Here is a 22,906-nt window from a genome sequence, read left to right on the forward strand (position 1 = left end):
CCGGGAATGGCCATTGTCACACCTACGGGTGTGCCTGGTGTTGCTCCGCCCGATCATCGGACCGCGGTCACTAGGGTGGGCCGAATGGTGATATCCAGCGAGTTCATCCGCGGGGAGGTCCGGTGAACAGGCATGACGTCACCGATGAGCAGTGGGAGGGGCTCGCCGACGTCGTACCGCTGCGCGGCGGCGACTCCTGGCCGTCCTGGCCGGGCGAGCCCACGCTGCCGGGACGGGGGCGGCCGCGGGCGGAGACCGGACCGGACCGGCGCTTCGTCGTGCTCAGGGTGCAGTGCTTCGCCGACGCGCGCGAGATCGCGGACTGCCTGATGGAGCAGTCGCCGGTGCTGGTGGACCTGACGGCCGCGGAGCCGGGCGTCGCCAAGCGCGTCCTCGACTTCTCCAGTGGTGTCGCCTTCGGTCTGGGGGCCCGGATGCACCGCGTCGACACCAATGTCTTCCTGCTGACCCCGGCCGGGACGGAAGTCGAGGCGCCTCCTCTGGGAGCTGCGGCCGTCGACTGACCGGGTACCCCGATCGTGGGAAGGCGGTGGCGGTGGAACGGTTCGGCGGAACTGCCCCTGCTTACGGTCCGGTTCATGGACACATCCCACCTCTGCGGAACCCTCGCCAATGCTCCTGCCGACCGCACCGTCACCACCACGGCCCCCGTCCCGGCCGCGCCGACACCAGGGCCGCGGCCTGCGGTTGCGGCCGACCGGCCGACCGTGACCGAACTACGGCTCTCCTCCTACAAGTCGCACCGGGGCACCGTCTTCACCCTCGGTCCGCTGACCGTCTTAGCCGGGCCCAGTGGCAGCGGCAAGTCCACCGCCCTGGAGGCGTACGCCGCGCTGTCGCGGCTCGGCGGAGGCGCCACGCTCGGCGAGGTGTTCCCCGATGCCGCCGCGTGTGTGCCCGAGCGGGCCCGGCCGGACGCCCAGCACCGCCGCGGCTTCCGGATCGGCTGCACGGTCGGGGGGCCCGCCGGCGTGGTCCGTCTCGATGTCGCCGTCCAGGCCGAGCCCGAACTGCGGGTGGTGGGCGAGAGGTTGACCTGCGACGGGCAGATCCTGCTGTCCACCGCGCTGCGCGACCCGGGGCGCAGCACGGTCCAGGCGGCCTGGCACACCGCGGGCGCCGTACCGGTGACGCGGGCCCCGCTGCCGGATGACCGGCTGGGTACGGCACTGCTGCCGTTGCGTGTCGCCGGCAAGACCGCCGGCCAGCGCATGGTCCTGGCCGCCGCTGAGCAGACCGTCGTGGCATTGCGCGCGGCATTCGTCTGCGACCCGCAGCCGGAGACGATGCGCGCGCCTGTCGCGGTGGGGGAGGGACGCCTGTGGCGCGGCTGCGGGAATCTGGCCGAAGTGCTGCGGCGTACGCGCGCGGAGTGCGCGACCCGGCACGCGGCTCTCGTCGCCGCCTGCCGGGCGGGCTGCGGGGGAGCGGTGGAGGATCTGGCCGCGGAGTGGCTGGGCGACGGGAACGTACGGGCCGTGCTGGACCGGGGGGCACAGGGCGTCACACCCGTCGGGCGGCTGGGTGACGGGGAGTTGAGGTACCTGGCCCTGGCGCTGGTGCTGCTGACCGGCCCCGGTGTGCTGGAGATGGACCCGGCTGCCGAGGTGTTGCCCGCACGCCAGACGCTGACGGTGCTCGCGGACGGGCTGGACCGCTGCATGGACCGGCGGCAGGCGCGTGAACTCCTCGCGCTGGCCGTACGGATGGGGGAGCGCGGTCACGTACAGCTGGTGGGGTCGGTGCGGGACGCCGAGGCGGCCTCGGCGGTGCCGGGGGTGTCGGTGGTAGACCTGGGTGCGTGAACGAGACATCCGAGACCGGTAGGAGAGACGGACCCGGCGATCCGGCGTCGCTGCAGCGCCGGCTGGCCGCGTTCGCGGAGGCGCGGGGCTGGCAGCCGTACCACACGCCGAAGAACCTGGCGACAGCACTGAGTGTCGAGGCGTCGGAGCTGCTGGAGATCTTCCAGTGGCTCACGCCCGAGGAGTCCGCGCGGGTGATGGAGGATCCGGGGACGGCTCACCGCGTGACCGACGAGGTGGCGGATGTGATGGCGTATCTGCTGCAGTTCTGCGAGGTGTTGGGGATCGACGCGCTCGGGGCCCTGTCGGTGAAGATCGACCGCAATGAGCACCGCTTCCCGGTTTCGCAGAGTGAGCGGACTCATCGTCACTCTCTGGAGTGAGAGCGGTCATGACAGCGCTTAGTTGTCCACAATTTGCGGAATCCCCCTGGCTTTTCTGATGATTATCCATCACGCTGGGTAGTGGTTGGGTAACGACCTCGACCGGAGGTCAGCACGGAGCGTAAGGGGGACGCGCGGATGGATGCGGTTGGACTGATCGGAGCCACCCGCCATGCCCTGGCGCGGACGCGGCAGGTCGAGGACATCGTGGCCGAGGCGTGGCAGGCGCAGGCCCTGGCGGAGGCCGTGGGCAGCCACCTCGCGGTCAACGGGCCGCTGGAGCTGCGGTCGGAGGCACGGGGGCTGAGCGAGGCGGGTGGCCGGGCGTGCGGGGCCCTCCGCAGCCCTCCCGGCGGCCGGGCGCGGGCGGCCGAGCTGACCGGAGTGCAGGATGCGCGCACCGTTCTGCAGAGGCTCGGCGGGCTGCTCGGGGAAGTGGGGATAGCGCTTGTCGCGGTGGCATGCGGGGCGGACGAGGAGTCGCTCTACTGGCAGTGCATCGAGGCCATCGACGCCGCCGACGAGTCGAGCGACCGGGTGCGGGGACTGCTGCGCCAGTTGGAGGCCCGGGAGCGGCTGCAGCCGGACATCGCGGCGGAACCGTCCTGACGCGGTGGGGGACCGGCACAGGCCCGGTGCAGGATGGATGCATGGATCTGCGCATCTTCACCGAGCCCCAGCAAGGGGCGAGCTACGACACGCTGCTCTCTGTCGCCAGGGCCGCCGAGGACCTCGGATTCGACGCCTTCTTCCGCTCCGACCATTATCTCCGCATGGGTTCGGTCGACGGGCTCCCGGGCCCCACGGACGCCTGGATCACCCTGGCCGGTCTCGCCCGCGAGACGCGGCGGATCCGGCTGGGCACGCTGATGACCGCCGGCACGTTCCGGCTGCCCGGCGTGCTCGCCATCCAGGTCGCCCAGGTCGACCAGATGTCCGGTGGACGGGTGGAACTGGGCCTGGGTTCGGGCTGGTTCGAGGACGAGCACAGGGCGTACGGCATCCCGTTCCCCAAGGAGAAGATCGCCCGCCTGGAGGAGCAGCTCGAGATCGTCACCGGCCTCTGGGCCACGGAGGTGGGCAAGACCTTCGGCTACCAGGGCACGTACTACCAGCTCGAGAACTCGCCCGCGCTGCCGAAGCCCGCACAGGCCAAGGTGCCGGTGCTGATCGGCGGCCTCGGCGCATCTCGGACGCCGAAGCTCGCCGCCAAGTACGCCGACGAGTTCAACGTCCCGTTCGTGTCCGTGGAGACCAGCAAGCAGCAGTTCGGGCGGGTCAGGGCTGCAGCCGAGGCGGTTGGCCGCCCCGGCGGCGACCTCGTGTACTCCAACGCACTCGTCGTCTGCGTCGGCCGGGACGACGCCGAGGTGGCGCGCAGGGCCGCGGCCATCGGCCGGGAGGTCGGCGAGCTCAAGGAGAACGGGCTCGCGGGTTCCCCCGACGAAGTCGTCGACAAAATCGGGCGGTACGCGGCGGTCGGCTCCTCCCGGATCTACTGCCAGCTCCTCGACCTCCACGACCTCGACCATCTGGAGCTCATCGCCTCACAGGTGCAGTCCCAGATCGGCTGAGGAGCCGTCATGTCCGCCCGCGTCCGCGCCCGTTCACTTGCCGCCGCCCTCGCCGAAGGACCGGTAGTCCTGGACGGCGGGCTCTCCAACCGGCTCGCCGACCAGGGCTGCGATCTGTCCGACGCGCTCTGGTCGGCGCGGCTGCTGGCCGACGCGCCCGCGCAGATCGAGGCGGCGCACACCGCGTATGCGGCGGCTGGGGCGCGGGTGCTCATCACCGCGAGCTACCAGGCGACGTACGAGGGCTTCGCCCGGCGGGGGCTGGGGCGGAAGGAGACCTCCGCGCTGTTGCGGCGCAGCGTGGCACTCGCGCGGCATGCGGCCGCGTGCCGGGACGACGAGGTATGGATCGCCGCCTCCGTCGGCCCGTACGGCGCGATGCTCGCCGACGGCAGCGAGTACCGCGGTCGCTACGGGCTGAGCGTACGCGAGTTGGAGCGCTTCCACCGTCCACGGATCGAGGCGCTGTGCGAGGCCGGGCCCGATGTGCTCGCCCTGGAGACCGTGCCGGACACCGACGAGGCGGAGGCGCTGCTGCGGGCGGCCGAGGGGACGGGGGTGCCGGTCTGGCTTTCGTACACGGTCCGGGGGGAGGCCACCCGCGCCGGTCAGCCCCTGACGGAGGCGCTGGCCCTCGCCGCGGACCGTCAGCAGGTCATCGCGGCCGGTGTCAACTGCTGCGATCCGTACGACGCGGACGGCGCGGTGCGGATCGCCGCCGAGGTCACCGGCAAGCCGGTGGTCGTCTACCCCAACAGCGGCGAGGCGTGGGACGCGCACGCGCGTGGATGGCGCGGAGGTGTCACCTACGATCCCGCGCGCGCGGCGGACTGGCGCGACGGGGGGGCCAGGCTCATCGGCGGCTGCTGCCGGGTCGGACCGGACCTGATCGCCGACGTCGCGCGGACTCTCGGACGGTGAACCGGGCGCTGCCCGCGGCAGGCCCGAGCTCCTCGTACGGGCGGGAGGACTGCCCTCGCCCGCGGCGCGAACCGCTCCTCGTACGCGACCGGCGCGACGCGCCGGTCGCGCTCCGCCGCAGCGCCGCCGTGATCCCGGGGCCTCGCGCCTGAGTAGGAAAACTCCTGGTTGCCGCAGTGCGCATCCGTCCATACTCGGACATGTGTTCCTGACGATCAGTACCACAGGCAGCCCTGAACGCCCCGCGACCGACCTGGGATTCCTGCTGCACAAGCATCCCGGCAAGGCGCAGGCGTTCTCCACCGCGCACGGCACCGCACACGTCCTCTATCCCGAGGCGACGGCCGAGCGTTGCACCGCCGCGCTGCTGCTGGTGGTGGACCCGGTGGCCCTGGTGCGCCGCGGCAGGGCCAAAGGGTGGGGCGGAGCACCCGACACGGCAATCGCCCAGTACGTCAACGACCGCCCGTACACCGCCTCGTCGCTGCTGGCCGTCGTGCTCAGGAGTGTCTTCGCCAGCGCGATCAAGGGACAGTGCAAGGCCAGGCCCGAACTGCCGGACCGGCCGCTGCCGTTGCGCATCGAGGTGCCCGCGCTGCCCGCCAGGGGCGGCCCCGAGCTCGTCACGCGCCTGTTCGCGCCGCTGGGCTGGACCGTGACGGCCGAAGCCGTGCCGCTGGACACGGCGTTCCCCGAGTGGGGCGACTCGCGCTACGTACGGCTGACCCTGGAGGGCGAGGTGCCGCTCGCCGACGCGCTGCGCCACCTCTACGTCCTGCTCCCCGTGCTCGACGACGTCAAGCACTACTGGGTCGCCCCGGACGAGGTGGACAAGCTGCTGCGTGCGGGCGACGGCTGGCTGCCCGTGCATCCGGAGCAGCAGCTGATCACCAGCCGCTATCTCGCGCGCCGCAGCGGCCTGACCCGGGAGGCGATGGAGCGGCTGGAACTCGTCCGGCTCGCCGACGCCGACGACACCGAGGTCGAGGAGATCGACAACGCGGTCGACGAGGCGACGGACACCGAGGAGAAGCCGGTGCCGTTGGCCGTCCGGCGGCGTGAGGCGATCGTCGCCGCGCTGCGGGAGTGCGGAGCGCGCCGAGTGCTGGATCTCGGCTGCGGACAGGGCCAGTTGGTGCAGGCGCTGCACCAGGACGGCCGGTTCACCGAGATCGTGGGCATGGACGTGTCCGTGCGCGCGCTGACGGCGGCCGCCCGCCGGCTGCGGCTGGAGCGGATGGGAGAGCGCCAGGCGGAGCGGGTGAGGCTGCTGCAGGGCTCGCTCGCGTACACCGACCCACGGCTCAGGGGATACGACGCGGCCGTGCTGAGCGAGGTCATCGAGCATGTCGACCCGCCGCGGCTGCCCGCCCTGGAGTACGCGGTCTTCGGCGCCGCCCGCCCGGGGACCGTCCTCGTCACCACCCCGAACGCCGAGTACAACGTGCGCTGGGAATCTCTCCCGGCCGGGCACCTGCGCCACGCGGACCACCGCTTCGAGTGGACGCGGGAGGAGTTCCGCGCCTGGTCGAGGAAAGTGGCCGAACGGTATGGCTACGGCGTCGGGTTCACCCCCGTCGGGGACGATGACCCGGAGGTGGGGCCGCCGACCCAGATGGCGGTCTTCCACCGGGCCGAACATCACGAGACCGCGCGCCCGGCCGCAGGCGCCGGCGGCCGCGAGACCACGAAGGAGGGGAAGACCGTATGACGACGGAAGAGAGTGCCGCGGAGTCCACCGAGACCACCACAGGGGAGCGCACACGCCGGAGGGGTAGCCGCACGCTGCCCGTCACGGACCTCTCCCTGGTCGTCCTCGTCGGCGCCACAGGTTCCGGCAAGTCCACCTTCGCGGCCCGGCACTTCACGCCCACCTCCGTGATCTCGTCGGACTTCTGCCGCGGGCTGGTCAGCGACGACGAGAACGACCAGAGCGCCAGCCGCGACGCCTTCGACGTCCTGCACTACATCGCGGGCAAGCGGCTCGCGGCCGGACGGCTGACGGTGATCGACGCGACGAACGTCCAGTCCGACAGCCGCAAACAGCTCGTCCGTCTGGCGCGCGAACACGACGTCCTGCCGGTCGCCATCGTCCTCGACGTGCCCGAGGAGGTCTGTGCGGAGCGCAACGCGGCCCGGCCCGACCGGGCCGCCCTGTCCCGGCACGTCATCCGCCGCCACCGCCGCGAACTGCACCGTTCGCTGCGGCACTTGGAGCGGGAGGGCTTCCGCAAGGTGCATGTCCTGCGCGGTACCGAGGAGATCGAGGCCGCGGAGATCACCTTCGTACGCCGCTACAACGACCTGCGCCACCTCACCGGGCCGTTCGACATCATCGGCGACATCCACGGCTGCCGCTCCGAGCTCGAGACCCTGCTCGGCAGACTGGGCTACGGCATCGAGCGGGACGAGCTGGGCCGCCCCGTGGGCGCCGTGCCGCCGCCGGGCCGTAGGGCCGTGTTCGTCGGCGACCTGGTCGACCGCGGCCCGGACAGCCCGGGCGTGCTGCGCCTGGTGATGGGCATGGTCGAGGCGGGCACGGCGCTGTGCGTGCCCGGCAACCACGAGAACAAGCTGGGCCGGTATCTGAAGGGCCGCACGGTCCGGCACACCCACGGACTGGCCGAGACGATCGAGCAGTTCGGACGCGAGGACGGTGAATTCCGCCAGCGCGTACGGGAGTTCATCGACTCCCTGGTCAGCCATTACGTGCTGGACGAGGGCAGGCTCGTCGTCTGCCACGCCGGGCTGCCCGAGAAGTACCACGGCCGTACCTCGGGACGGGTCCGCTCGCACGCCCTCTACGGCGACACCACGGGCGAGACGGACGAGTTCGGCCTGCCGGTGCGCTACCCGTGGGCCGAGGACTACCGCGGCCGCGCCACCGTGGTCTACGGCCACACGCCCGTCCCGAACACCTCATGGATCAACAACACGATCTGCCTGGACACCGGGGCGGTCTTCGGCGGCCGACTGACCGCGCTGCGCTGGCCGGAGCGCGAGATCGTCGACACGCCCGCCGAGCAGGTCTGGTACGAGCCTGCGAAGCCGCTCGAACCGCAGGCCCCCGGCGGCCACGAAGGCCGGCCGCTCGACCTCGCCGACGTCCACGGGCGACGGGTGGTGGAGACCCGGTACGCGGGGCGGATCGCGGTGCGCGAGGAGAGCGCGGCCGCGGCGCTGGAAGTCATGAGCAGGTTCGCCGTCGACCCGCGGCTGCTCGCCCATCTGCCGCCGACCATGGCGCCGACCGCGACATCGAAGCGGGAGGGCTTTCTGGAGCACCCGGAGGAGGCTTTCGCCTCCTACCGGGCGGACGGTGTCGGGCAGGTCGTGTGCGAGGAGAAGCACATGGGGTCGCGGGCGGTGGCGCTGGTGTGCCGTGACGCCGACGCGGCCGCGCGGCACTTCGGCCTTCCGGACCCGGCCGGTGGTGGGTCCGGCCCGACCGGCGCGCTGCACACCCGTACCGGCCGCCCGTTCTTCGACGACGCGGCCGTGACCGAGGAGATCCTCGCAACGCTCCGCGCCGCCGTGACTGGCGCCGGTCTGTGGGAGGAGCTCTCCACCGACTGGGTGCTGCTGGACGCGGAGCTGATGCCGTGGTCGCTGAAGGCGTCGGGCCTGCTGCGCACACAGTACGCAGCGGTGGGCGCCGCCTCCGGCGCCGCCTTCCCGGCCGCGCTCGCCGCGCTCGGCGCGGCGGCCGCGCGCGGCGTGGACGTCGGAGGCCTGGAGGCAGCTCAGCGCGAACGGGCCGCGGACGCCGCCGCGTTCACCCAGGCGTACCGGCGCTACTGCTGGACCACGGTCGGCCTCGACGGGGTGCGGCTCGCGCCGTTCCAGATCCTCGCCGTCCAGGGCCGTAGCCTCGCCGGGCTCCCGCACGACGAACAACTGGCCCTGATCGACCGGCTGATCGACCACGACGCCTCCGGGCTGCTGCAGACCACGCGGCGTCTGATGGTCGACACCGGTGACGAGGGCTCGGTGCGGGCGGGCACGGACTGGTGGCTGGAACTGACGGAGGCGGGCGGCGAAGGGATCGTCGTCAAGCCGCTGCAGGCGCTCGTGCGCGATGCCTCGGGGCGGCTCGTCCAGCCGGGAATCAAGTGCCGGGGCCGCGAGTACCTGCGGATCATCTACGGACCCGAGTACACCCGGCCGGAGAATCTGGAGCGGCTGCGCGCTCGGCATCTGGGCCACAAGCGCTCGCTGGCCCTGCGCGAGTACGCCCTCGGGCTGGAGGCCCTCGACCGGCTTGCGGACGGTGAGCCGCTGTGGCGGGTCCACGAGGCGGTCTTCGCGGTGCTGGCACTGGAGTCGGAGCCGGTGGACCCGCGACTGTAGTGGTGGACATGTGGGGCCGGAGCGGAGGTGCGTTCCGGCCCCACGGCGTTCACGCCCTCTTGAGGCGACCTCCTATCGGTGACCTCCGACCCGCGAGCTCGACCGGTGACCGGCGACATCCGGGCCGCGAGATCCGCCGGCCGAGCCGCGACATCCGGGCCGCGAGATCCGCCGGCCGAGCCGCGACATCCGGGCCGCGAGATCCGCCGGCCGAGCCGCGACATCCGAGCCGCGATCCGCCGGCCGAGCCGTCGGCCGACGTGAGCCGTCGGCCGAGCCGACACCGCCGCGGACACGATCCGCCCGAGTGAGCCGTGTCTCACCGGACGGCCGCACTCTTGTCTATGCAACGAGTTGCATAGCAGACTGCGGGCATGGCCCTCGAGCACGCGATCCTCGTCTCCCTGCTGGAGCAGCCCGGTTCGGGATACGAGCTGGCCCGGCGGTTCGACCGGTCCATCGGGCACTTCTGGACGGCGACCCACCAGCAGATCTACCGCGTGCTCAAACGCATGGAGAGCGACGGGTGGATCGACGTCCGCGATGTGCAGCAGGACGGCAGGCCGGACAAGAAGGTCTACTCCGTCGCCGACGAGGGCCGGGCCGCGCTCTCGGTCTGGCTGCACGAACCCGTGGAGCCCGAAAGCGTCCGCCACGACCTGGCGGTCAAGGTCCGCGGTGCCGCGTTCGACGATCCCACGGCGCTCATCGCCGAGGTGGAACGCCACCGGGCCGGCCATGCCGAACGGCTCGCGCGCTATCTCTCCGGGGAGAAACGGGACTTCCCGGACCCCGGTGCACTCGACACCGGCCAGGAGCTCCAGCACGTCGTCCTGCGCGGCGGCATCGCCTACGAACGCATGTCCCTCGACTGGCTCGACGACGTCCTGGCGACCCTGCGCCGTATCGGCGGCCGCGCCTAGTGCCATCCCCGCCGCTCATGCCGCCCCGCCAAGGTTGCCCCCGCTCGCCGCCCTGGCACGGCCGTCTGCTGCGTTACCGGATCGGCCGAGCGGGCCCACTACGAGGCCGGTCCGGTGCCTTGCATCCGACCGCACCAGAACGCTCGCCACCGGGCGGACCTCGGCGGGGCCGGCACCAGTCCGTCATCCGCTCACCTCAGCACGCCCCTCTCACCTCGCCCAGGAAGGCGCTCGCACCATGGCCGATGCCCTGCTGTTCAACCCCGGCACGTACGACCCCGCCCACTTCGACCCCGAGACGCGCCGTCTGCTGCGCGCCACCGTCGACTGGTTCGAGGAGCGCGGCAAGCGGCGGCTGATCGAGGACTACCGCAGCCGTGTCTGGCTGGAGGACTTCCTCGCGTTCGCCGCCAAGGAGCGCCTCTTCGCCACGTTCCTCACCCCGGCTGCCGACGCGGCGGGCCAGGAGGACAAGCGCTGGGACACCGCCCGGATCGCTGCCCTCAACGAGATATTCGGCTTCTACGGGCTGGACTACTGGTACGCCTGGCAGGTCACCATCCTCGGCCTCGGCCCGGTCTGGCAGAGCGACAACGCCGGCGCCCGCGCCCGTGCCGCCGAACTCCTCGACCAAGGCGAGGTGTTCGCGTTCGGCCTGTCGGAGAAGTCGCACGGCGCCGACATCTACAGCACCGACATGATCCTCACCCCGGAAGCCGACGGCGGTTTCCACGCAACCGGCTCCAAGTACTACATCGGCAACGGCAACGCGGCCGGGCTGGTCTCCGTCTTCGGCCGCCGCTCCGACATCGAGGGCCCCGAGGGCTACGTCTTCTTCGCCGCGGACAGCCGCCACCCCGACTACCACCTGGTCAAGAACGTCGTCGACTCCGGCAAGTACGTGAGCGAGTTCCGGCTGGAGCGCTACCCCGTGCGCCCCGAGGACGTACTGCACACGGGCCGCGCCGCCTTCGACGCCGCGCTCAACACCGTCAACGTCGGCAAGTTCAACCTGTGCACGGGCGCCGTCGGCATCTGCGAGCACGCGATGTACGAGGCCGTGACCCACGCCCACAACCGCATCCTCTACGGCCGCCGCGTCACCGACTTCGCCCATGTGCGCCGGGAGATGACCGACGCCTACGTCCGACTCGTCGGGATGAAGCTGTTCAGCGACCGGGCCGTGGACTACTTCCGCAGCGCGAGCGCCGCGGACCGCCGCTACCTCCTCTTCAACCCGATGACGAAGATGAAGGTGACCACCGAGGGCGAGAAGGTCATCGACCTCCTGTGGGACGTCATCGCCGCCAAGGGCTTCGAGAAGGACACCTACTTCTCCCAGGCCGCCGTCGAGATCCGCGGCCTGCCCAAGCTGGAGGGCACGGTCCACGTCAACCTCGCCCTGATCCTGAAGTTCATGGGGAACTACCTCCTCAACCCGGCCGAGTACGCGCCGGTCCCCACGCGCCACGACGCGGCGGACGACGACTTCCTCTTCCGCCAGGGCCCGGCCCGCGGGCTGGGCGCCATCCAGTTCCACGACTGGCGCGCGGCCTACGACGCCCACGCCGAGCTGCCCAACGTCGCCCGCCTCCGCGAGCAGGCCGATGCGCTGTGCACGCTCATCACCACCGCAGCCCCCGACGCCGAGCAGGCCAAGGACCTCGACCTGCTCCTGGCCCTCGGCCAGCTCTTCGCGCTCGTCGTCCACGGCCAGCTCATCCTGGAGCAGGCCGAGCTCACCGGCCTGGACCGGGACGTCCTCGACGAGCTGTTCTCCGTGCTCGTCCGCGACTTCTCCGCCCACGCCGTCGAACTGCACGGCAAGGACTCGGCCACCGAGGCACAGCAGGAGTGGGCGCTGGGCGCGGTCCGCCGCCCCGTCACCGACGCCGAACGCTCAGCCCGTGTCTGGGCCCGGGTCGAGGCGCTTTCGGGCGCGTACGAGATGAAGCCGTGAGATGAGGCCCTGAGGGCGGTGTACGAAAAGAAGGCCTGAGTAAAGCCGCGCAGGCCGCCCGCCTCGGCCAGGATGGGTGCATGGCATTCCATGTGGATTCCGAGGCCGGGCGGCTGCGCCGCGTCATCCTGCACCGCCCGGACCTGGAACTGAAGCGGCTCACTCCGTCCAACAAGGACGCACTGCTCTTCGACGACCTGCTGTGGGTGCGACGGGCGCGGCAGGAGCACGACGGCTTCGCGGATGTGCTCCGCGAGCTCGGCGTCGAGGTCCACCTTCTCGGCGATCTGCTGACCGAGAGCCTGGAGGTCCCCGAGGCGCGCAAGCTGGTGCTGGACCGGGTCTTCGACGAGAAGGAGTACGGCCCGCTGGCCACCGAACATCTGCGAGCCGCCTTCGAGCACCTGCCGATACCCGAGCTCGTCGAAGCGCTGATCGGCGGCATGACCAAGCGGGAGTTCCTGGAGCGGCACCCCGAGCCGGTCTCCGTCCGGTTCCACGTGATGGACATGGACGACTTCCTGCTCGCTCCGCTGCCCAACCACCTCTTCACCCGGGACACCTCCGCCTGGGTCTACGACGGTGTGTCGATCAACGCCATGCGCTGGCCCGCCCGGCAGCGGGAGACGGTGCATGCCGAGGCGATCTACCGGCACCACCCGCTGTTCACCCAGTCCGGGGCCTTCCACGTCTGGTCGGAGGGGCAGAGCGCCTATCCGTCGACGATCGAGGGCGGAGACGTCCTGGTGATCGGCAACGGCGCGGTGCTCATCGGGATGAGCGAGCGGACCGCGCCGCAGGCGGTGGAGATGCTGGCCCGCGGGCTCTTCGCGGCGGGCTCCGCGCACACGATCGTGGCGCTCGACATGCCGAAGGCCAGGGCGTTCATGCACCTGGACACGGTCATGACGATGATCGACGGGGACACCTTCACGCAGTACGCGGGCCTGGGGATGCTGCGCTCGTACACCATCGAGCCCGGCGCGGGCGACCAGGAGCTGAAGGTGACCGACCATCCGCCGGAGCACATGCACCGGGCCATCGCGGCCGCGCTCGGACTCGACGGCATCAAAGTCCTCACCGCGACGCAGGACGTGCACTCTGCGGAGCGGGAGCAGTGGGACGACGGGTGCAATGTGCTGGCGGTCGAGCCCGGTGTGGTCGTGGCCTACGACCGCAACGCGACCACCAACACCTTCCTGCGAAAGCACGGTATCGAGGTGATAGAGATCCCCGGCGGCGAGCTGGGGCGGGGGCGGGGCGGGCCGCGGTGTATGAGCTGTCCCGTGGAGCGGGACCCCGTGCAGTAGGCGGCCGCGGCAGGCGGCCCGTGGAGGGGCTCGTATAGGAATGCGAATCGTCGTATACACTTCCATCGAACCTTTCCCAGTCGTGACCGAGGAGCCCTCAGATGGCGACAGACCTCACGGGCCGCCACTTCCTCAAGGAGCTGGACTTCACCGCCGAGGAGTTCCGTCATCTCGTCGAACTGGCGGCGGAGCTGAAGGCGGCCAAGCGCGCCGGTGACGAAGTGCCGCGGCTGCGGGGCCGGAACATCGCCCTGGTCTTCGAGAAGACCTCCACGCGGACCCGCTGCGCCTTCGAGGTCGCCGCGGCCGACCAGGGCGCCTCCACCACCTATCTCGACCCCGCCGGCTCGCAGATCGGGCACAAGGAGTCGGTGAAGGACACCGCCCGCGTACTGGGCCGGATGTTTGACGCCATCGAGTACCGGGGCCATGGCCAGGACGTCGTGGAGGAGCTGGCGGAGTACGCCGGGGTCCCGGTCCTCAACGGCCTCACCGACACCTGGCACCCCACCCAGATGCTCGCCGATGTGCTCACCATGACCGAGCACGGCGAGGCCCCGCTGGAGTCGCTCGCCCTCGCCTACCTCGGCGACGCGCGGAACAACATGGGCAACTCCTACCTCGTCACCGGGGCGCTGCTCGGCATGGACGTACGGATCGTGGCGCCCCGCCGGCTGTGGCCCGCGGACGGGATCATCGCCCGGGCCCGCGACCTGGCTGCCGCATCCGGCGCGCGGGTCACCCTCACCGAGGACGTGACCGAGGGCGTGCGGGGAGCGGACTTCATCGCCACCGACGTCTGGGTGTCGATGGGGGAGCCGAAGGAGGTCTGGGACGAGCGGATCGAACTGCTCGGGCCGTACGCGGTCACGATGGACGTGCTGCGCGCCACCGGCCGCCCGGACGTGAAGTTCCTGCACTGCCTGCCCGCCTTCCACGACCTCGGCACGGCGCTCGGCCGGGAGATCCACGCGCGGCACGGGCTGACCTCGCTCGAGGTGACCGACGAGGTCTTCGAGTCGGAGCACTCGGTGGTCTTCGACGAGGCCGAGAATCGGATGCACACGATCAAGGCGGTGCTGGTCGCCACACTCGCCGGGCCCGTGGCCTGACCGTACGGCCCGACGTTCTGCCGATGGTCGGTTCTGCCGGCCGGCCCGGCTGCTCCTTTGCTCGATCGGGCCGCCCGCGGCCGCGCCTACCGTGACCCGTCCCGTGCTGCATCACCCTGTTCCCGGAGCGGGCACCGGTCTCGGTCGTCGTATCGCGTACTCGTGACGATGGTCATGAAGAGGTGATAGCTTCGGTGGGCAGGCAACAGCCGTCCGGCCGAAGGAGGCCGCACTCCATGAGCCCGTTCACCGGTTCCGCCCGAGCGACCGAGGAGTGGCGGCACTTCCGCCTCACCCGGGACGAGGGAGTCGCGACCGTCACGCTCGACCGGCCCGACAAACTGAACGCCCTGACCTTCGAGGCGTACGCCGACCTCCGCGACCTCATCGCCGAACTCGCCCGCGACGGGTCCGTACACGCCCTGGTGCTCGGCGGAGAGGGCCGGGGCTTCTGCTCGGGCGGCGATGTCGACGAGATCATCGGCTCCACGCTCTCCATGGACACCTCCGGACTGCTCGACTTCAACCGCATGACCGGGCAGGTCGTTCGGGCGCTCCGCGAGTGCCCGTTCCCGGTGGTCGCCGCGGTGCACGGCGTCGCTGCGGGCGCGGGCGCGGTCCTGGCGCTCGCCGCCGACTTCCGGGTCGCCGATCCGTCGGCCCGTTTCGCGTTCCTGTTCACCAAGGTCGGGCTGTCGGGCGGGGACATGGGCGCGGCCTATCTGCTGCCGCGCGTGGTCGGGCTCGGGCACGCCACCCGGCTGCTGATGCTCGGCGAGCCGGTGCGCGCGCCCGAGGCCGAACGTATCGGTCTCATCAGCATGCTCGCCGAGGAGGGGCAGGCCCATGCCGAGGCGAGCGCCCTCGCCCGGCGGCTCGCCGACGGCCCGGCCCTGGCCCACGCGCAGACCAAGGCCCTGCTCACGGCCGAGCTCGACATGCCGCTCGCCGCCTCGATCGAGATGGACGCCTCGACCCAGGCGCTCCTGATGAACAGCGACGACTACGCCGAATTCCACGCCGCGTTCACCGAGAAGCGGCAACCCAAGTGGCAGGGCAAGTAGCCGTGCCGGGTCCGATGAGGGTCGCCGTCATCGGGGGCGGGCCCGGCGGGCTGTACGCTGCCGCGCTCCTCAAACGCCTCGACCCGGCGCGGAACGTCACCGTCTGGGAGCGCAACGCGCCCGACGACACCTTCGGCTTCGGTGTCGTCCTCTCCGACGAGACGCTCGGCGGCATCGAGGACGCCGATCCCGTCGTCCACCGCGCGCTCCAGGCCGAGTTCGTCCGTTGGGACGCCATCGACGTCGTGCACCGCGGAAGCACCCTCTCCTCCGGCGGTCACGGCTTCGCCTCCCTCGGGCGCCGCCGGCTGCTGGAAATCCTCCACGAGCGCTGCCGCGGCCTCGGGGTCGAGCTGCGCTTCCGCGCCGAGGCGCCGCCCGCGGCCGAACTCGCCGCGAGCCACGACCTGGTGATCGCCGCCGACGGGGTGCACAGCCTGACGCGGGACGCGCACCGCGACGCGTACCGCCCCCGTATCGAGACCCACCGCTGCCGCTACATCTGGCTCGCCGTCGACTTCGCCTTCGACGCCTTCCGCTTCGAGATCGCCGAGACCGAGCACGGCGTCATGCAACTCCACGGCTACCCCTACGCACGCCCCGGCACGGGCGCGCACCCCGACGGTGCGTCCACCGTCATCGTCGAGATGCGGGAGGAGGTCTGGCGCGGCGCCGGCCTCGACCGGTTCGACGAGACCGAGTCCACGGAAGCGTGCGCCAAGATCTTCGCCGACGCACTCGGCGGCCGCCCGCTCCGGGGCAACAACTCGAGCTGGATCGCCTTCCGCACGGTCGTCAACGAGCGCTGGTCGCACGGCAATACCGTGCTCCTCGGCGATGCGGCCCACACCGCCCACTTCTCCATCGGCTCCGGCACCAAGCTCGCAGTCGAGGACGCCCTCGCGCTCGCCGCATGCCTGGAGGAGCAGCCCGACCTGCCCGCCGCACTGGCCGCCTACGAGGCCGAGCGGCGCCCCGTCGTCGAGTCGACGCAGCGCGCCGCCCGCGCGAGCCTGGAGTGGTTCGAGGACCTCGGCACGTATCTCGGCCAGCCGCCGCGGCAGTTCGCGTTCAACCTGCTCACCCGAAGCCGCCGCATCACCCATGACAATCTGCGGCTGCGCGACCCGGGGTTCGTCGCCGCCGTCGAGCGCGACGAGGGCGTGGAACCCGGCACACCGCCGATGTTCACGCCGTTCCGGCTCCGCGGTCTGACCCTGCGCAACCGCGTCGTCGTCTCGCCCATGGACATGTACTCCGCCGGTGACGGCGTCCCGGGCGACTTCCACCTCGTCCACCTCGGGGCGCGCGCCCTCGGAGGCGCCGGACTGGTCATGACCGAGATGGTGTGCGTGAGCCGCGAGGGGCGCATCACCCCGGGCTGCGCGGGCCTGTACGAGCCCGGGCACGAGGCGGCGTGGCGGCGCGTCACCGACTTCGTGCACGCCGCGTCGCCGGGCACGGCGATCGGCGTCCAGCTCGGTCACTCCGGCCGCAAGGGCTCCACCCGGCTGATGTGGGAGGGCATCGACCAGCCGCTCCCGGACGGCAACTGGCCGGTGGTCGCCCCCTCGCCGCTGCCGTACCGGGCTGGCGTCAACCAGGTGCCGCATGCGCTGGGCGCCTTTGAACTGGCGGACATCCGCGAACAGTTCACGGCCTCGGCCCGCCGCGCCGCGGACGCAGGCTTCGATCTCCTCGAACTCCACTGCGCCCACGGCTATTTGCTCTCCAGCTTCCTCTCCCCGCTGACCAACCGGCGCACCGACGCCTACGGCGGCGACCTCACCGCCCGGCTTCGCTTCCCCCTCGAAGTCTTCGACGCCGTACGGTCGGTGTGGCCGGACGACCGTCCGATGACCGTCAGGATCTCGGCCACGGACTGGGCGGAGGGCGGCACCACGAGCGAGGACGCGATCGGAATCGCCCGCGCCTTCGCCGCCCACGGGGCGGATGCCATCGACGTCTCCACCGGACAGGTCGTGCCCGAGGAGCGGCCGGAGTACGGTCGCTCATACCAGACGCCGTACGCCGACCGGATCCGCAACACCCTGGGCATTCCGGTCATCGCGGTCGGCGCCATCTCCTCCTGGGACGACGTCAATTCACTGGTGCTCGCAGGCCGCGCCGACCTCTGCGCCCTCGCCCGCCCGCACCTCTACGACCCGCACTGGACGCTTCACGCCGCGGCCGAACAGGGCTACACCGGCCCCGGCGCCCCCTGGCCCCTGCCGTACCAGGCAGGCAGCCGCACCCCGCCGACGGGCCGCACGGACGCCCCGAAGCCGAGGCTGAGCCTGGGCACGGGCCGGAGCAGCTGACGGAACAACGGATCAGGCGAAAACCGCGGTGTCGAGGGCGAAGGCGAACGCCTCGGGCAGGTCCAAGGGCTTGCCGAAGGGTACGCGGGTGGACTGCTTGGAGTCGCCGTCATGAGGCTCGGCATGCAGTGTCACGGTGCCGTCCGAACGGTCGACGAGCAGGTAGAAGGGGATGCCCGCGGCCGCGTAGCCGCGCCGCTTGGGGCCACGGTCCTTGTCGGGGCGGGGGGACGTGACCTCCACCGTCATCACGACGCCCTCGGGTTTTGCCCATGCATCCATGCCGCGGAACGTACCGGTGGGGCCGATGGTGGCATCGGGATGAACCGACCCAGTGGCGTGATGAGCCTCTTGGTGCCCGCTGCGTAGAGGTCCGCAGCGGAATGTCGGCTGATCTGCCCGATCAGTCGGCCGACCATGTCCTCGTGGTCTCCGTCGGGCGGCGGGGTCACGACGATCTCCCCCTCGATGAGCTCGGCGCGGTAGCCCTCGGGAACCGTGAGTTCGAGGAAGGCAGCAAGCATGGAGTCCCCCTCTGCCTGGCCGGAATGCTCCATTGCGGGCATCGCCATCGCTGCTCCCTCCTGGTCACCAAAGGTCCGCCCCGACATGGTCAGAACAGTCCCCGCGCGGGGAAGCGGTCGGATGAACCAACGATCACCAGCGCCCGCGGTCACGCCTCCGACAGCACGCTCCTCGCGTGTGCCGCCGCCGGGGTGCGGAGTTTCGCGTGGAGAGCCGTGAAGACCTCCGAGCTGCGCCCGCCCGGCCAGTCGGCGGGAAGCAGCTCCGGAGGCAGGCCCGGGTCCTCGTACGGGAGGTGGCGCCAGGAGTCGAGCATCAGCAGATGGTCGCGGTACGCCTCCGCGCGGTCCGCGGTCCGGCGGGACGTCCAGCGCCGGAGCAGCGGCGCGTGCTCGTCCAGGAACGCCCGGTGCAGTTTCGCGATAGCGTCCAGGTCCCACCAGCGCGCCACCGCACCGGGTGTGGGCTCGAAGCCGGTGTGCGTACCGGTGAACAGGTCGACGTACGGGGCGAGTTCGAGGCGGTCGAGGGTGTGGCGGGTCTCCTCCAGCAGATGCGCGGGGGCGATCCACACACCGGGTGCGGCCGTGCCGAAGCCGAGCCGGGCCAGGCGCGAGCGGAGCAGATGGCGCTTGTTGCGCTCCTGCTCGGGGACCGAGAAGACGGCCAGGACCCAGCCGTCGGAGAGCCGCGGGGACCGGCGGCCGAAGATGCGGCGGTCGCCGTCGTCCAGAAGCTGCCGGGCGCCCTCGGAGAGCATGTAACCGGCCGCGCCGCCGGGCGTACGGGCCGGGACCAGCAGCCCGCGCCGCTTCAGCCGGGAGACGGCTGAGCGCACCGACGGCGGGTCGACATCGACCGCTCCCAGGAGGCGGATCAGCGCGGCGATCGGCAACGGTCCGTCCCCGGGTGCGCGCCCGCGCCCGTACGCACCGTAGAGCGTGACGATCAGGGAACGCGGGGTGTGCTCGGCCACGTGATCACTTTAGAGGGTGAGCGGACGGTGCGGTTGTCCGTCGGGCGTCCGCCCCCGCCCGTCCGGTTTCCGTAGCCGCCGGCCCGCCGTTCGCGTCGCGGAGCCGGAAGCGCTGCAGCTTGCCGGTCGCCGTACGGGGCAGCGCGTCGAGGAAGACGATCTCGCGCGGGCACTTGTACGGCGCTATCCCCGCCTTGACGAACTCCCGCAGGGAGGACACGGCTTGTCCGTCGCGGCGCGCGCCCTCGCGCAGGACCGCGTAGGCCACGACGACCTGGCCGCGCTCCTCGTCCGGGCGGCCGACGACCGCCGCCTCCAGGACGTCGGGGTGGCGGAGCAGGGCGTCCTCGACCTCGGGTCCGGCAATGTTGTACCCGGCGGAAATGATCATGTCGTCGGCGCGGGCCACGTAGCGGAACCAGCCGTCGGGCTCCCGTACATAGGTGTCGCCGGTCATGTTCCAGCCGTCCCGGACGTATTCCTGCTGCCGCTCGTCGGCCAGATAGCGGCAGCCCGTCGGGCCGCGGACCGCGAGCAGCCCGGGCTCCCCGTCCGGGACGGGCAGTCCGTCCGCGCCGACGACCCGGGCCTGGAAGCCGGGCACGAGGACACCGGTGGTACCGGGCCGGATCAGCTCGTCGGCGGCCGAGATGAAGATGTGCAGCAGTTCGGTCGCGCCGATGCCGTTGATGACGGGGATCCCGGTCCGCTCGCGCCAGGCGCTCCAGACGGCCTCGGGCAGGTTCTCCCCGGCCGAGACGCAGCGGCGCAGCGAGGACAGATCGTGGGTGTCGAGCAGGTCGAGCATTACCCGGTACGCGGTGGGGGCGGTGAAGAGGACCGACACCCGGTGGCGTTCGATCGCCTCCGGGAGCTGCCGCGGTCCGGCCTGCTCCAGCAGCAGCGCACTTGCCCCGGCCCGCATCGGGAAGATCACCAGCCCGCCGAGGCCGAAGGTGAAACCGAGCGGCGGGCTGCCCGCGAACCGGTCGTCGGGCCGCGGCTTGAGGACGTGCTCGGAGAAGGTGTCCGCGATGGCGAGCACATCGCGGTGGAAGTGCATGCACCCCTTGGGCCGTCCCGTGGTGCCGGACGTGAAGGCGATGAGCGCCACGTCGTCCGCGGAGGTGGCGACCGCCTCGTAGACCTCGGGGTAGGACGCGCTCCGGGAGAGCAGGTCCTCGGACCCCTCCCCGCCGTAGGTGCAGATCCGCAGGTCCGGGACCTCGGCCTTGACCAGGTCGTCCACGGAGCGGATGTCGCACAGCGCGTGCCGGACCCGGGCCTTCTCGCAGATGCCGGCGAGCTCCAGCGGGCGCTGCGAGGCGAGTACGGTGACGGCGACCCCGCCCGCCTTCATCACGGCGAGCCAGCAGGCGGCGAGATGGGGCGTGGTGGGGCCGCGCAGCAGGACGCGATTGCCCGGTACGAGGCCGAGATCGGAGGTGAGGACATGCGCGATCCGGTCGACCCGGGCGCGCAGCTCGCCGTACGACCAGACCTCGCCCGCGCCGCCGACGAACGCCGGCCGGTCGGCGCCGAACCGCTCCACCGTGGCGTCCAGCAGCTCGGCGCCGCAGTTGAGCCGGTCCGGGTAGCGCAGAGCGGGCAGGTCGAAGTGCAGCTCCGGCCACTGGTCCGGCGGCGGCAGATGATCGCGTGCGAAGGTGTCCTGGTGAGCTGACGGCTTGAGCTCCATGGCGGATGCGCCCCCTCGAACGCCGGTCCTGGAATGGGGTGGATTCAGGCCCGTGCGGTTGCAGACGAGCGTAACGTGATGGTGACGACAGTCAACAGCCCGCGATACGAGAAGAGGGTGCAGATGCCCGTGTTCGCGCTCGATCCGGAGCAAGAGGAATGGTGCGCGCAGGTGCGCGGCCTGGCCGCGGAACGGCTGCGGCCGCTCGCGGAGAAGGGCGAGCCCGGGCGGGTGAACCGGCCCTTGGTGGCGGCCCTCGGCGAACTCGGCCTGCTGGAGCGGGTGTTCCCCGGACGGCAGCCGGGCGCGCCGTCGGGCGTCCCCGCGGAGGGACGGCGCGTCTCCGCCCTGGACCTGTGCCTGCTGCGCGAGTCCCTGGCCCGGGAGTGCACGGAGGCGGAGACCGCGCTCGCCCTGCAGGGTCTGGGCGCGTACCCGGTGGTCCAGGCGGGCAGTGACGAGCAGCGGGAGCGTTGGATCCCCGGGGTGGTGGCCGGGCGGGCGGTCGCCGCGTTCGCGCTGAGCGAGCCGGGCGCGGGCTCCGACGCGGCGGCGCTGGAGCTGGCGGCGGAACCCGACGGAGACGGTGCTTGGCGGCTGAACGGCGAGAAGTGCTGGATCTCCAACGCCCCCGAGGCCGATTTCTACAGCGTCTTCGCCCGCACGGGTGAGGGCGCGGCCGCCCGGGGCATCACGGCATTCCTCGTGCCCGCCGACCGCCCTGGCCTGTCGGGCGAACGGCTCGACATGCTCTCCCCGCACCCCATCGGCGCGGTGCGTTTCGACGGCGTTCCGGTCACCGCCGCCGATGTCCTTGGCGAACCCGGCCAGGGCTTCGGCGTCGCCATGCGGACCCTCAACCTCTTCCGCCCGAGCGTCGGCGCGTTCGCCGTCGGGATGGCGCAGGCCGCGCTGGACGCCGCCCTGGCGCATGCGGCGCGGCGCACCGCGTTCGGCGGGCCGCTGAAGGACCTCCAGTCCGTCTCCCACCAGCTCGCCGAGATGGCCACGCGTACGGAGGCGGCGCGGCTGCTCGTCCACGCCGCCGCGGCCGCGTACGACAGCGGCGCCCCCGATGTCGCCAAGCGTTCGGCCATGGCCAAGCTGCTCGCCACGGAGACGGCGCAGTACGTGGTCGACACGGCGGTCCAGATCCACGGCGCCCGTGCCCTGCAAACAGGGCATCTGCTGGAGCACCTCTATCGCGAGGTCCGGGCCCCGCGAATCTATGAGGGCGCCACCGAGGTCCAGCGCACCATCATCGCGAAGGAGCTGTACCGATGAGCGAGCACACGGACGGCGGACCGGTCGGTCCCGCCCTGACGCGTGTCAATCCGCCCGAGCTGTCCCCTCCGACCGGCTTCAGCCACGCCGTGCAGGCGACCGGCGGCCGACTGGTCTTCCTGGCCGGTCAGACGGCCCTCGACGGCGACGGCAAAGTCGTGGGGGACACGCTGCCGGAGCAGTTCGGGACGGCGCTCACCAACCTCCTCGCGGCCCTGCGTGCCGCGGGCGGGGGACCGGAGCACCTGGCGCGCGTCACGGTCTACGCCACGGACGTCGCCGCCTACCGCCGCCACGCGGCCGAAATCGGCCGTATCTGGCGGCGGTTGGCGGGGCGGGACTACCCGGCGATGGCGGTGATCGGGGTGGTCAGGCTGTGGGACGAGCAGGCGATGGTGGAGGTGGACGGGTTCGCGGTCCTGCCGTAGCGCCGCCCGACCGGACGCGATCGACCAGCAGCCGCCCGTGCACGGTCAGCCGGGCATTACGGTGCGACATGAAGACCTCAGCGCGTGGTGTGGCGCCCGGACACCTCAACCACGCCGGAGGTCTTCACCCTTGATCAGCCCCCGCGAGCGTCAACAACGCCCATGGTCGGAACAACCGGCGCGCGGCGGCCCGCGGACGTACGGAACCGGGCGGGGCATGTGGCCGTACGGGACCGGGGGGGCGTGTGAC

General features: G+C 71.7%; 18 protein-coding genes and 1 pseudogene. 16 read left to right on the forward strand and 3 right to left on the reverse strand.

Features of this window, described 5'->3' with window-relative positions; genetic code table 11:
• The first annotated feature begins 122 nt into the window (after nt 1-122).
• The 14 genes from AB0M26_RS10355 (at nt 123) to AB0M26_RS10420 (ending at nt 17,744) form a co-directional block, all read left to right on the forward strand.
• On the forward strand, nt 123-524 hold the full coding sequence (locus AB0M26_RS10355; RefSeq protein ID WP_365257636.1) for a cell division protein SepF: 402 nt from the start codon (nt 123-125) through the stop codon (nt 522-524).
• A gap of 75 nt (nt 525-599) precedes the next feature.
• Entirely contained in the window at nt 600-1,826 is a 1,227-nt protein-coding gene (locus AB0M26_RS10360; RefSeq protein WP_365257639.1) for an ATP-binding protein, read from the forward strand.
• Nucleotides 1,823-2,209: a nucleotide pyrophosphohydrolase gene (locus AB0M26_RS10365; protein ID WP_365257642.1), complete on the forward strand. Its 387-nt coding sequence runs from the start codon at nt 1,823-1,825 to the stop codon at nt 2,207-2,209. The genes AB0M26_RS10360 and AB0M26_RS10365 overlap by 4 nt, the downstream gene beginning before the upstream one ends.
• Nucleotides 2,210-2,347: 138 nt before the next feature.
• A complete protein-coding gene (locus AB0M26_RS10370) occupies nt 2,348-2,818 on the forward strand; it encodes a DUF6099 family protein (RefSeq protein ID WP_365257645.1) in 471 nt (156 codons plus the stop codon).
• 41 nt (nt 2,819-2,859) lie between these two features.
• Complete coding sequence (locus tag AB0M26_RS10375) at nt 2,860-3,783, forward strand: LLM class F420-dependent oxidoreductase (RefSeq protein WP_365257648.1); 924 nt, start codon at nt 2,860-2,862, stop codon at nt 3,781-3,783.
• Between the two features lie 9 nt (nt 3,784-3,792).
• On the forward strand, nt 3,793-4,704 hold the full coding sequence (mmuM, locus tag AB0M26_RS10380; RefSeq protein WP_365257651.1) for a homocysteine S-methyltransferase: 912 nt from the start codon (nt 3,793-3,795) through the stop codon (nt 4,702-4,704).
• 202 nt (nt 4,705-4,906) lie between these two features.
• Nucleotides 4,907-6,415, forward strand: coding sequence for a 3' terminal RNA ribose 2'-O-methyltransferase Hen1 (locus AB0M26_RS10385; protein WP_365257654.1), 1,509 nt, complete (start codon nt 4,907-4,909; stop codon nt 6,413-6,415).
• The gene (locus tag AB0M26_RS10390) at nt 6,412-9,054 is read left to right on the forward strand and encodes a polynucleotide kinase-phosphatase (protein ID WP_365257657.1); all 2,643 of its coding nucleotides are present in this window, start codon (nt 6,412-6,414) and stop codon (nt 9,052-9,054) included. The genes AB0M26_RS10385 and AB0M26_RS10390 overlap by 4 nt, the downstream gene beginning before the upstream one ends.
• 374 nt (nt 9,055-9,428) lie before the next feature.
• The gene (locus AB0M26_RS10395; protein WP_365257660.1) at nt 9,429-9,977 is read left to right on the forward strand and encodes a PadR family transcriptional regulator; all 549 of its coding nucleotides are present in this window, start codon (nt 9,429-9,431) and stop codon (nt 9,975-9,977) included.
• 238 nt (nt 9,978-10,215) lie between these two features.
• Nucleotides 10,216-11,937 carry an acyl-CoA dehydrogenase family protein gene (locus AB0M26_RS10400; RefSeq protein WP_365257663.1) on the forward strand — a complete coding sequence of 574 codons (1,722 nt, stop codon included), beginning with the start codon at nt 10,216-10,218 and terminating at the stop codon, nt 11,935-11,937.
• Nucleotides 11,938-12,017: 80 nt separating this feature from the next.
• The gene (locus AB0M26_RS10405; RefSeq protein WP_365257666.1) at nt 12,018-13,247 is read left to right on the forward strand and encodes an arginine deiminase; all 1,230 of its coding nucleotides are present in this window, start codon (nt 12,018-12,020) and stop codon (nt 13,245-13,247) included.
• Nucleotides 13,248-13,348: 101 nt separating this feature from the next.
• Nucleotides 13,349-14,359, forward strand: coding sequence for an ornithine carbamoyltransferase (gene argF / locus AB0M26_RS10410; RefSeq protein ID WP_365257669.1), 1,011 nt, complete (start codon nt 13,349-13,351; stop codon nt 14,357-14,359).
• A gap of 236 nt (nt 14,360-14,595) precedes the next feature.
• Nucleotides 14,596-15,423, forward strand: coding sequence for an enoyl-CoA hydratase family protein (locus AB0M26_RS10415; protein ID WP_365257671.1), 828 nt, complete (start codon nt 14,596-14,598; stop codon nt 15,421-15,423).
• 14 nt (nt 15,424-15,437) lie between these two features.
• Nucleotides 15,438-17,744, forward strand: coding sequence for a bifunctional salicylyl-CoA 5-hydroxylase/oxidoreductase (locus AB0M26_RS10420; protein WP_365257750.1), 2,307 nt, complete (start codon nt 15,438-15,440; stop codon nt 17,742-17,744).
• A gap of 12 nt (nt 17,745-17,756) precedes the next feature.
• Here AB0M26_RS10420 and AB0M26_RS10425 read toward each other — a convergent pair.
• From AB0M26_RS10425 to AB0M26_RS10435, 3 genes and pseudogenes are all read right to left on the reverse strand, one after another.
• A pseudogene (locus AB0M26_RS10425) lies at nt 17,757-18,310 on the reverse strand (Uma2 family endonuclease).
• A gap of 107 nt (nt 18,311-18,417) precedes the next feature.
• Nucleotides 18,418-19,245, reverse strand: coding sequence for a PaaX family transcriptional regulator C-terminal domain-containing protein (locus AB0M26_RS10430; protein WP_365257674.1), 828 nt, complete (start codon nt 19,243-19,245; stop codon nt 18,418-18,420).
• Between the two features lie 4 nt (nt 19,246-19,249).
• Nucleotides 19,250-20,944 (reverse strand): AMP-binding protein, encoded by a 1,695-nt coding sequence (locus AB0M26_RS10435; RefSeq protein WP_365257677.1) that lies wholly within the window; start codon nt 20,942-20,944, stop codon nt 19,250-19,252.
• A gap of 123 nt (nt 20,945-21,067) precedes the next feature.
• On the opposite strand from AB0M26_RS10435, the gene AB0M26_RS10440 reads away from it, so the two are divergent.
• Both AB0M26_RS10440 and AB0M26_RS10445 read left to right on the forward strand, forming a co-directional pair.
• Nucleotides 21,068-22,228, forward strand: coding sequence for an acyl-CoA dehydrogenase family protein (locus AB0M26_RS10440; protein WP_365257753.1), 1,161 nt, complete (start codon nt 21,068-21,070; stop codon nt 22,226-22,228).
• Entirely contained in the window at nt 22,225-22,656 is a 432-nt protein-coding gene (locus AB0M26_RS10445; RefSeq protein ID WP_365257680.1) for a RidA family protein, read from the forward strand. The genes AB0M26_RS10440 and AB0M26_RS10445 overlap by 4 nt, the downstream gene beginning before the upstream one ends.
• Nucleotides 22,657-22,906 lie beyond the last annotated feature (250 nt).

Source organism: Streptomyces sp. NPDC051776 (assembly GCF_040681345.1).
Taxonomy (GTDB): Bacteria; Actinomycetota; Actinomycetes; order Streptomycetales; family Streptomycetaceae; genus Streptomyces.

Bases quoted from the DNA above. Each gene is read 5' to 3' on its own strand.
- AB0M26_RS10360 (WP_365257639.1), top strand. From the start codon at position 600: ATGGACACATCCCACCTCTGCGGAACCCTCGCCAATGCTCCTGCCGAC.
- AB0M26_RS10370 (WP_365257645.1), top strand. From the start codon at position 2,348: ATGGATGCGGTTGGACTGATCGGAGCCACCCGCCATGCCCTGGCGCGG.
- AB0M26_RS10375 (WP_365257648.1), top strand. From the start codon at position 2,860: ATGGATCTGCGCATCTTCACCGAGCCCCAGCAAGGGGCGAGCTACGAC.
- mmuM (WP_365257651.1), top strand. From the start codon at position 3,793: ATGTCCGCCCGCGTCCGCGCCCGTTCACTTGCCGCCGCCCTCGCCGAA.
- AB0M26_RS10390 (WP_365257657.1), top strand. From the start codon at position 6,412: ATGACGACGGAAGAGAGTGCCGCGGAGTCCACCGAGACCACCACAGGG.
- AB0M26_RS10395 (WP_365257660.1), top strand. From the start codon at position 9,429: ATGGCCCTCGAGCACGCGATCCTCGTCTCCCTGCTGGAGCAGCCCGGT.
- AB0M26_RS10400 (WP_365257663.1), top strand. From the start codon at position 10,216: ATGGCCGATGCCCTGCTGTTCAACCCCGGCACGTACGACCCCGCCCAC.
- AB0M26_RS10405 (WP_365257666.1), top strand. From the start codon at position 12,018: ATGGCATTCCATGTGGATTCCGAGGCCGGGCGGCTGCGCCGCGTCATC.
- argF (WP_365257669.1), top strand. From the start codon at position 13,349: ATGGCGACAGACCTCACGGGCCGCCACTTCCTCAAGGAGCTGGACTTC.
- AB0M26_RS10415 (WP_365257671.1), top strand. From the start codon at position 14,596: ATGAGCCCGTTCACCGGTTCCGCCCGAGCGACCGAGGAGTGGCGGCAC.
- AB0M26_RS10420 (WP_365257750.1), top strand. From the start codon at position 15,438: ATGAGGGTCGCCGTCATCGGGGGCGGGCCCGGCGGGCTGTACGCTGCC.
- AB0M26_RS10435 (WP_365257677.1), bottom strand. From the start codon at position 20,944: ATGGAGCTCAAGCCGTCAGCTCACCAGGACACCTTCGCACGCGATCAT.
- AB0M26_RS10440 (WP_365257753.1), top strand. From the start codon at position 21,068: ATGCCCGTGTTCGCGCTCGATCCGGAGCAAGAGGAATGGTGCGCGCAG.
- AB0M26_RS10445 (WP_365257680.1), top strand. From the start codon at position 22,225: ATGAGCGAGCACACGGACGGCGGACCGGTCGGTCCCGCCCTGACGCGT.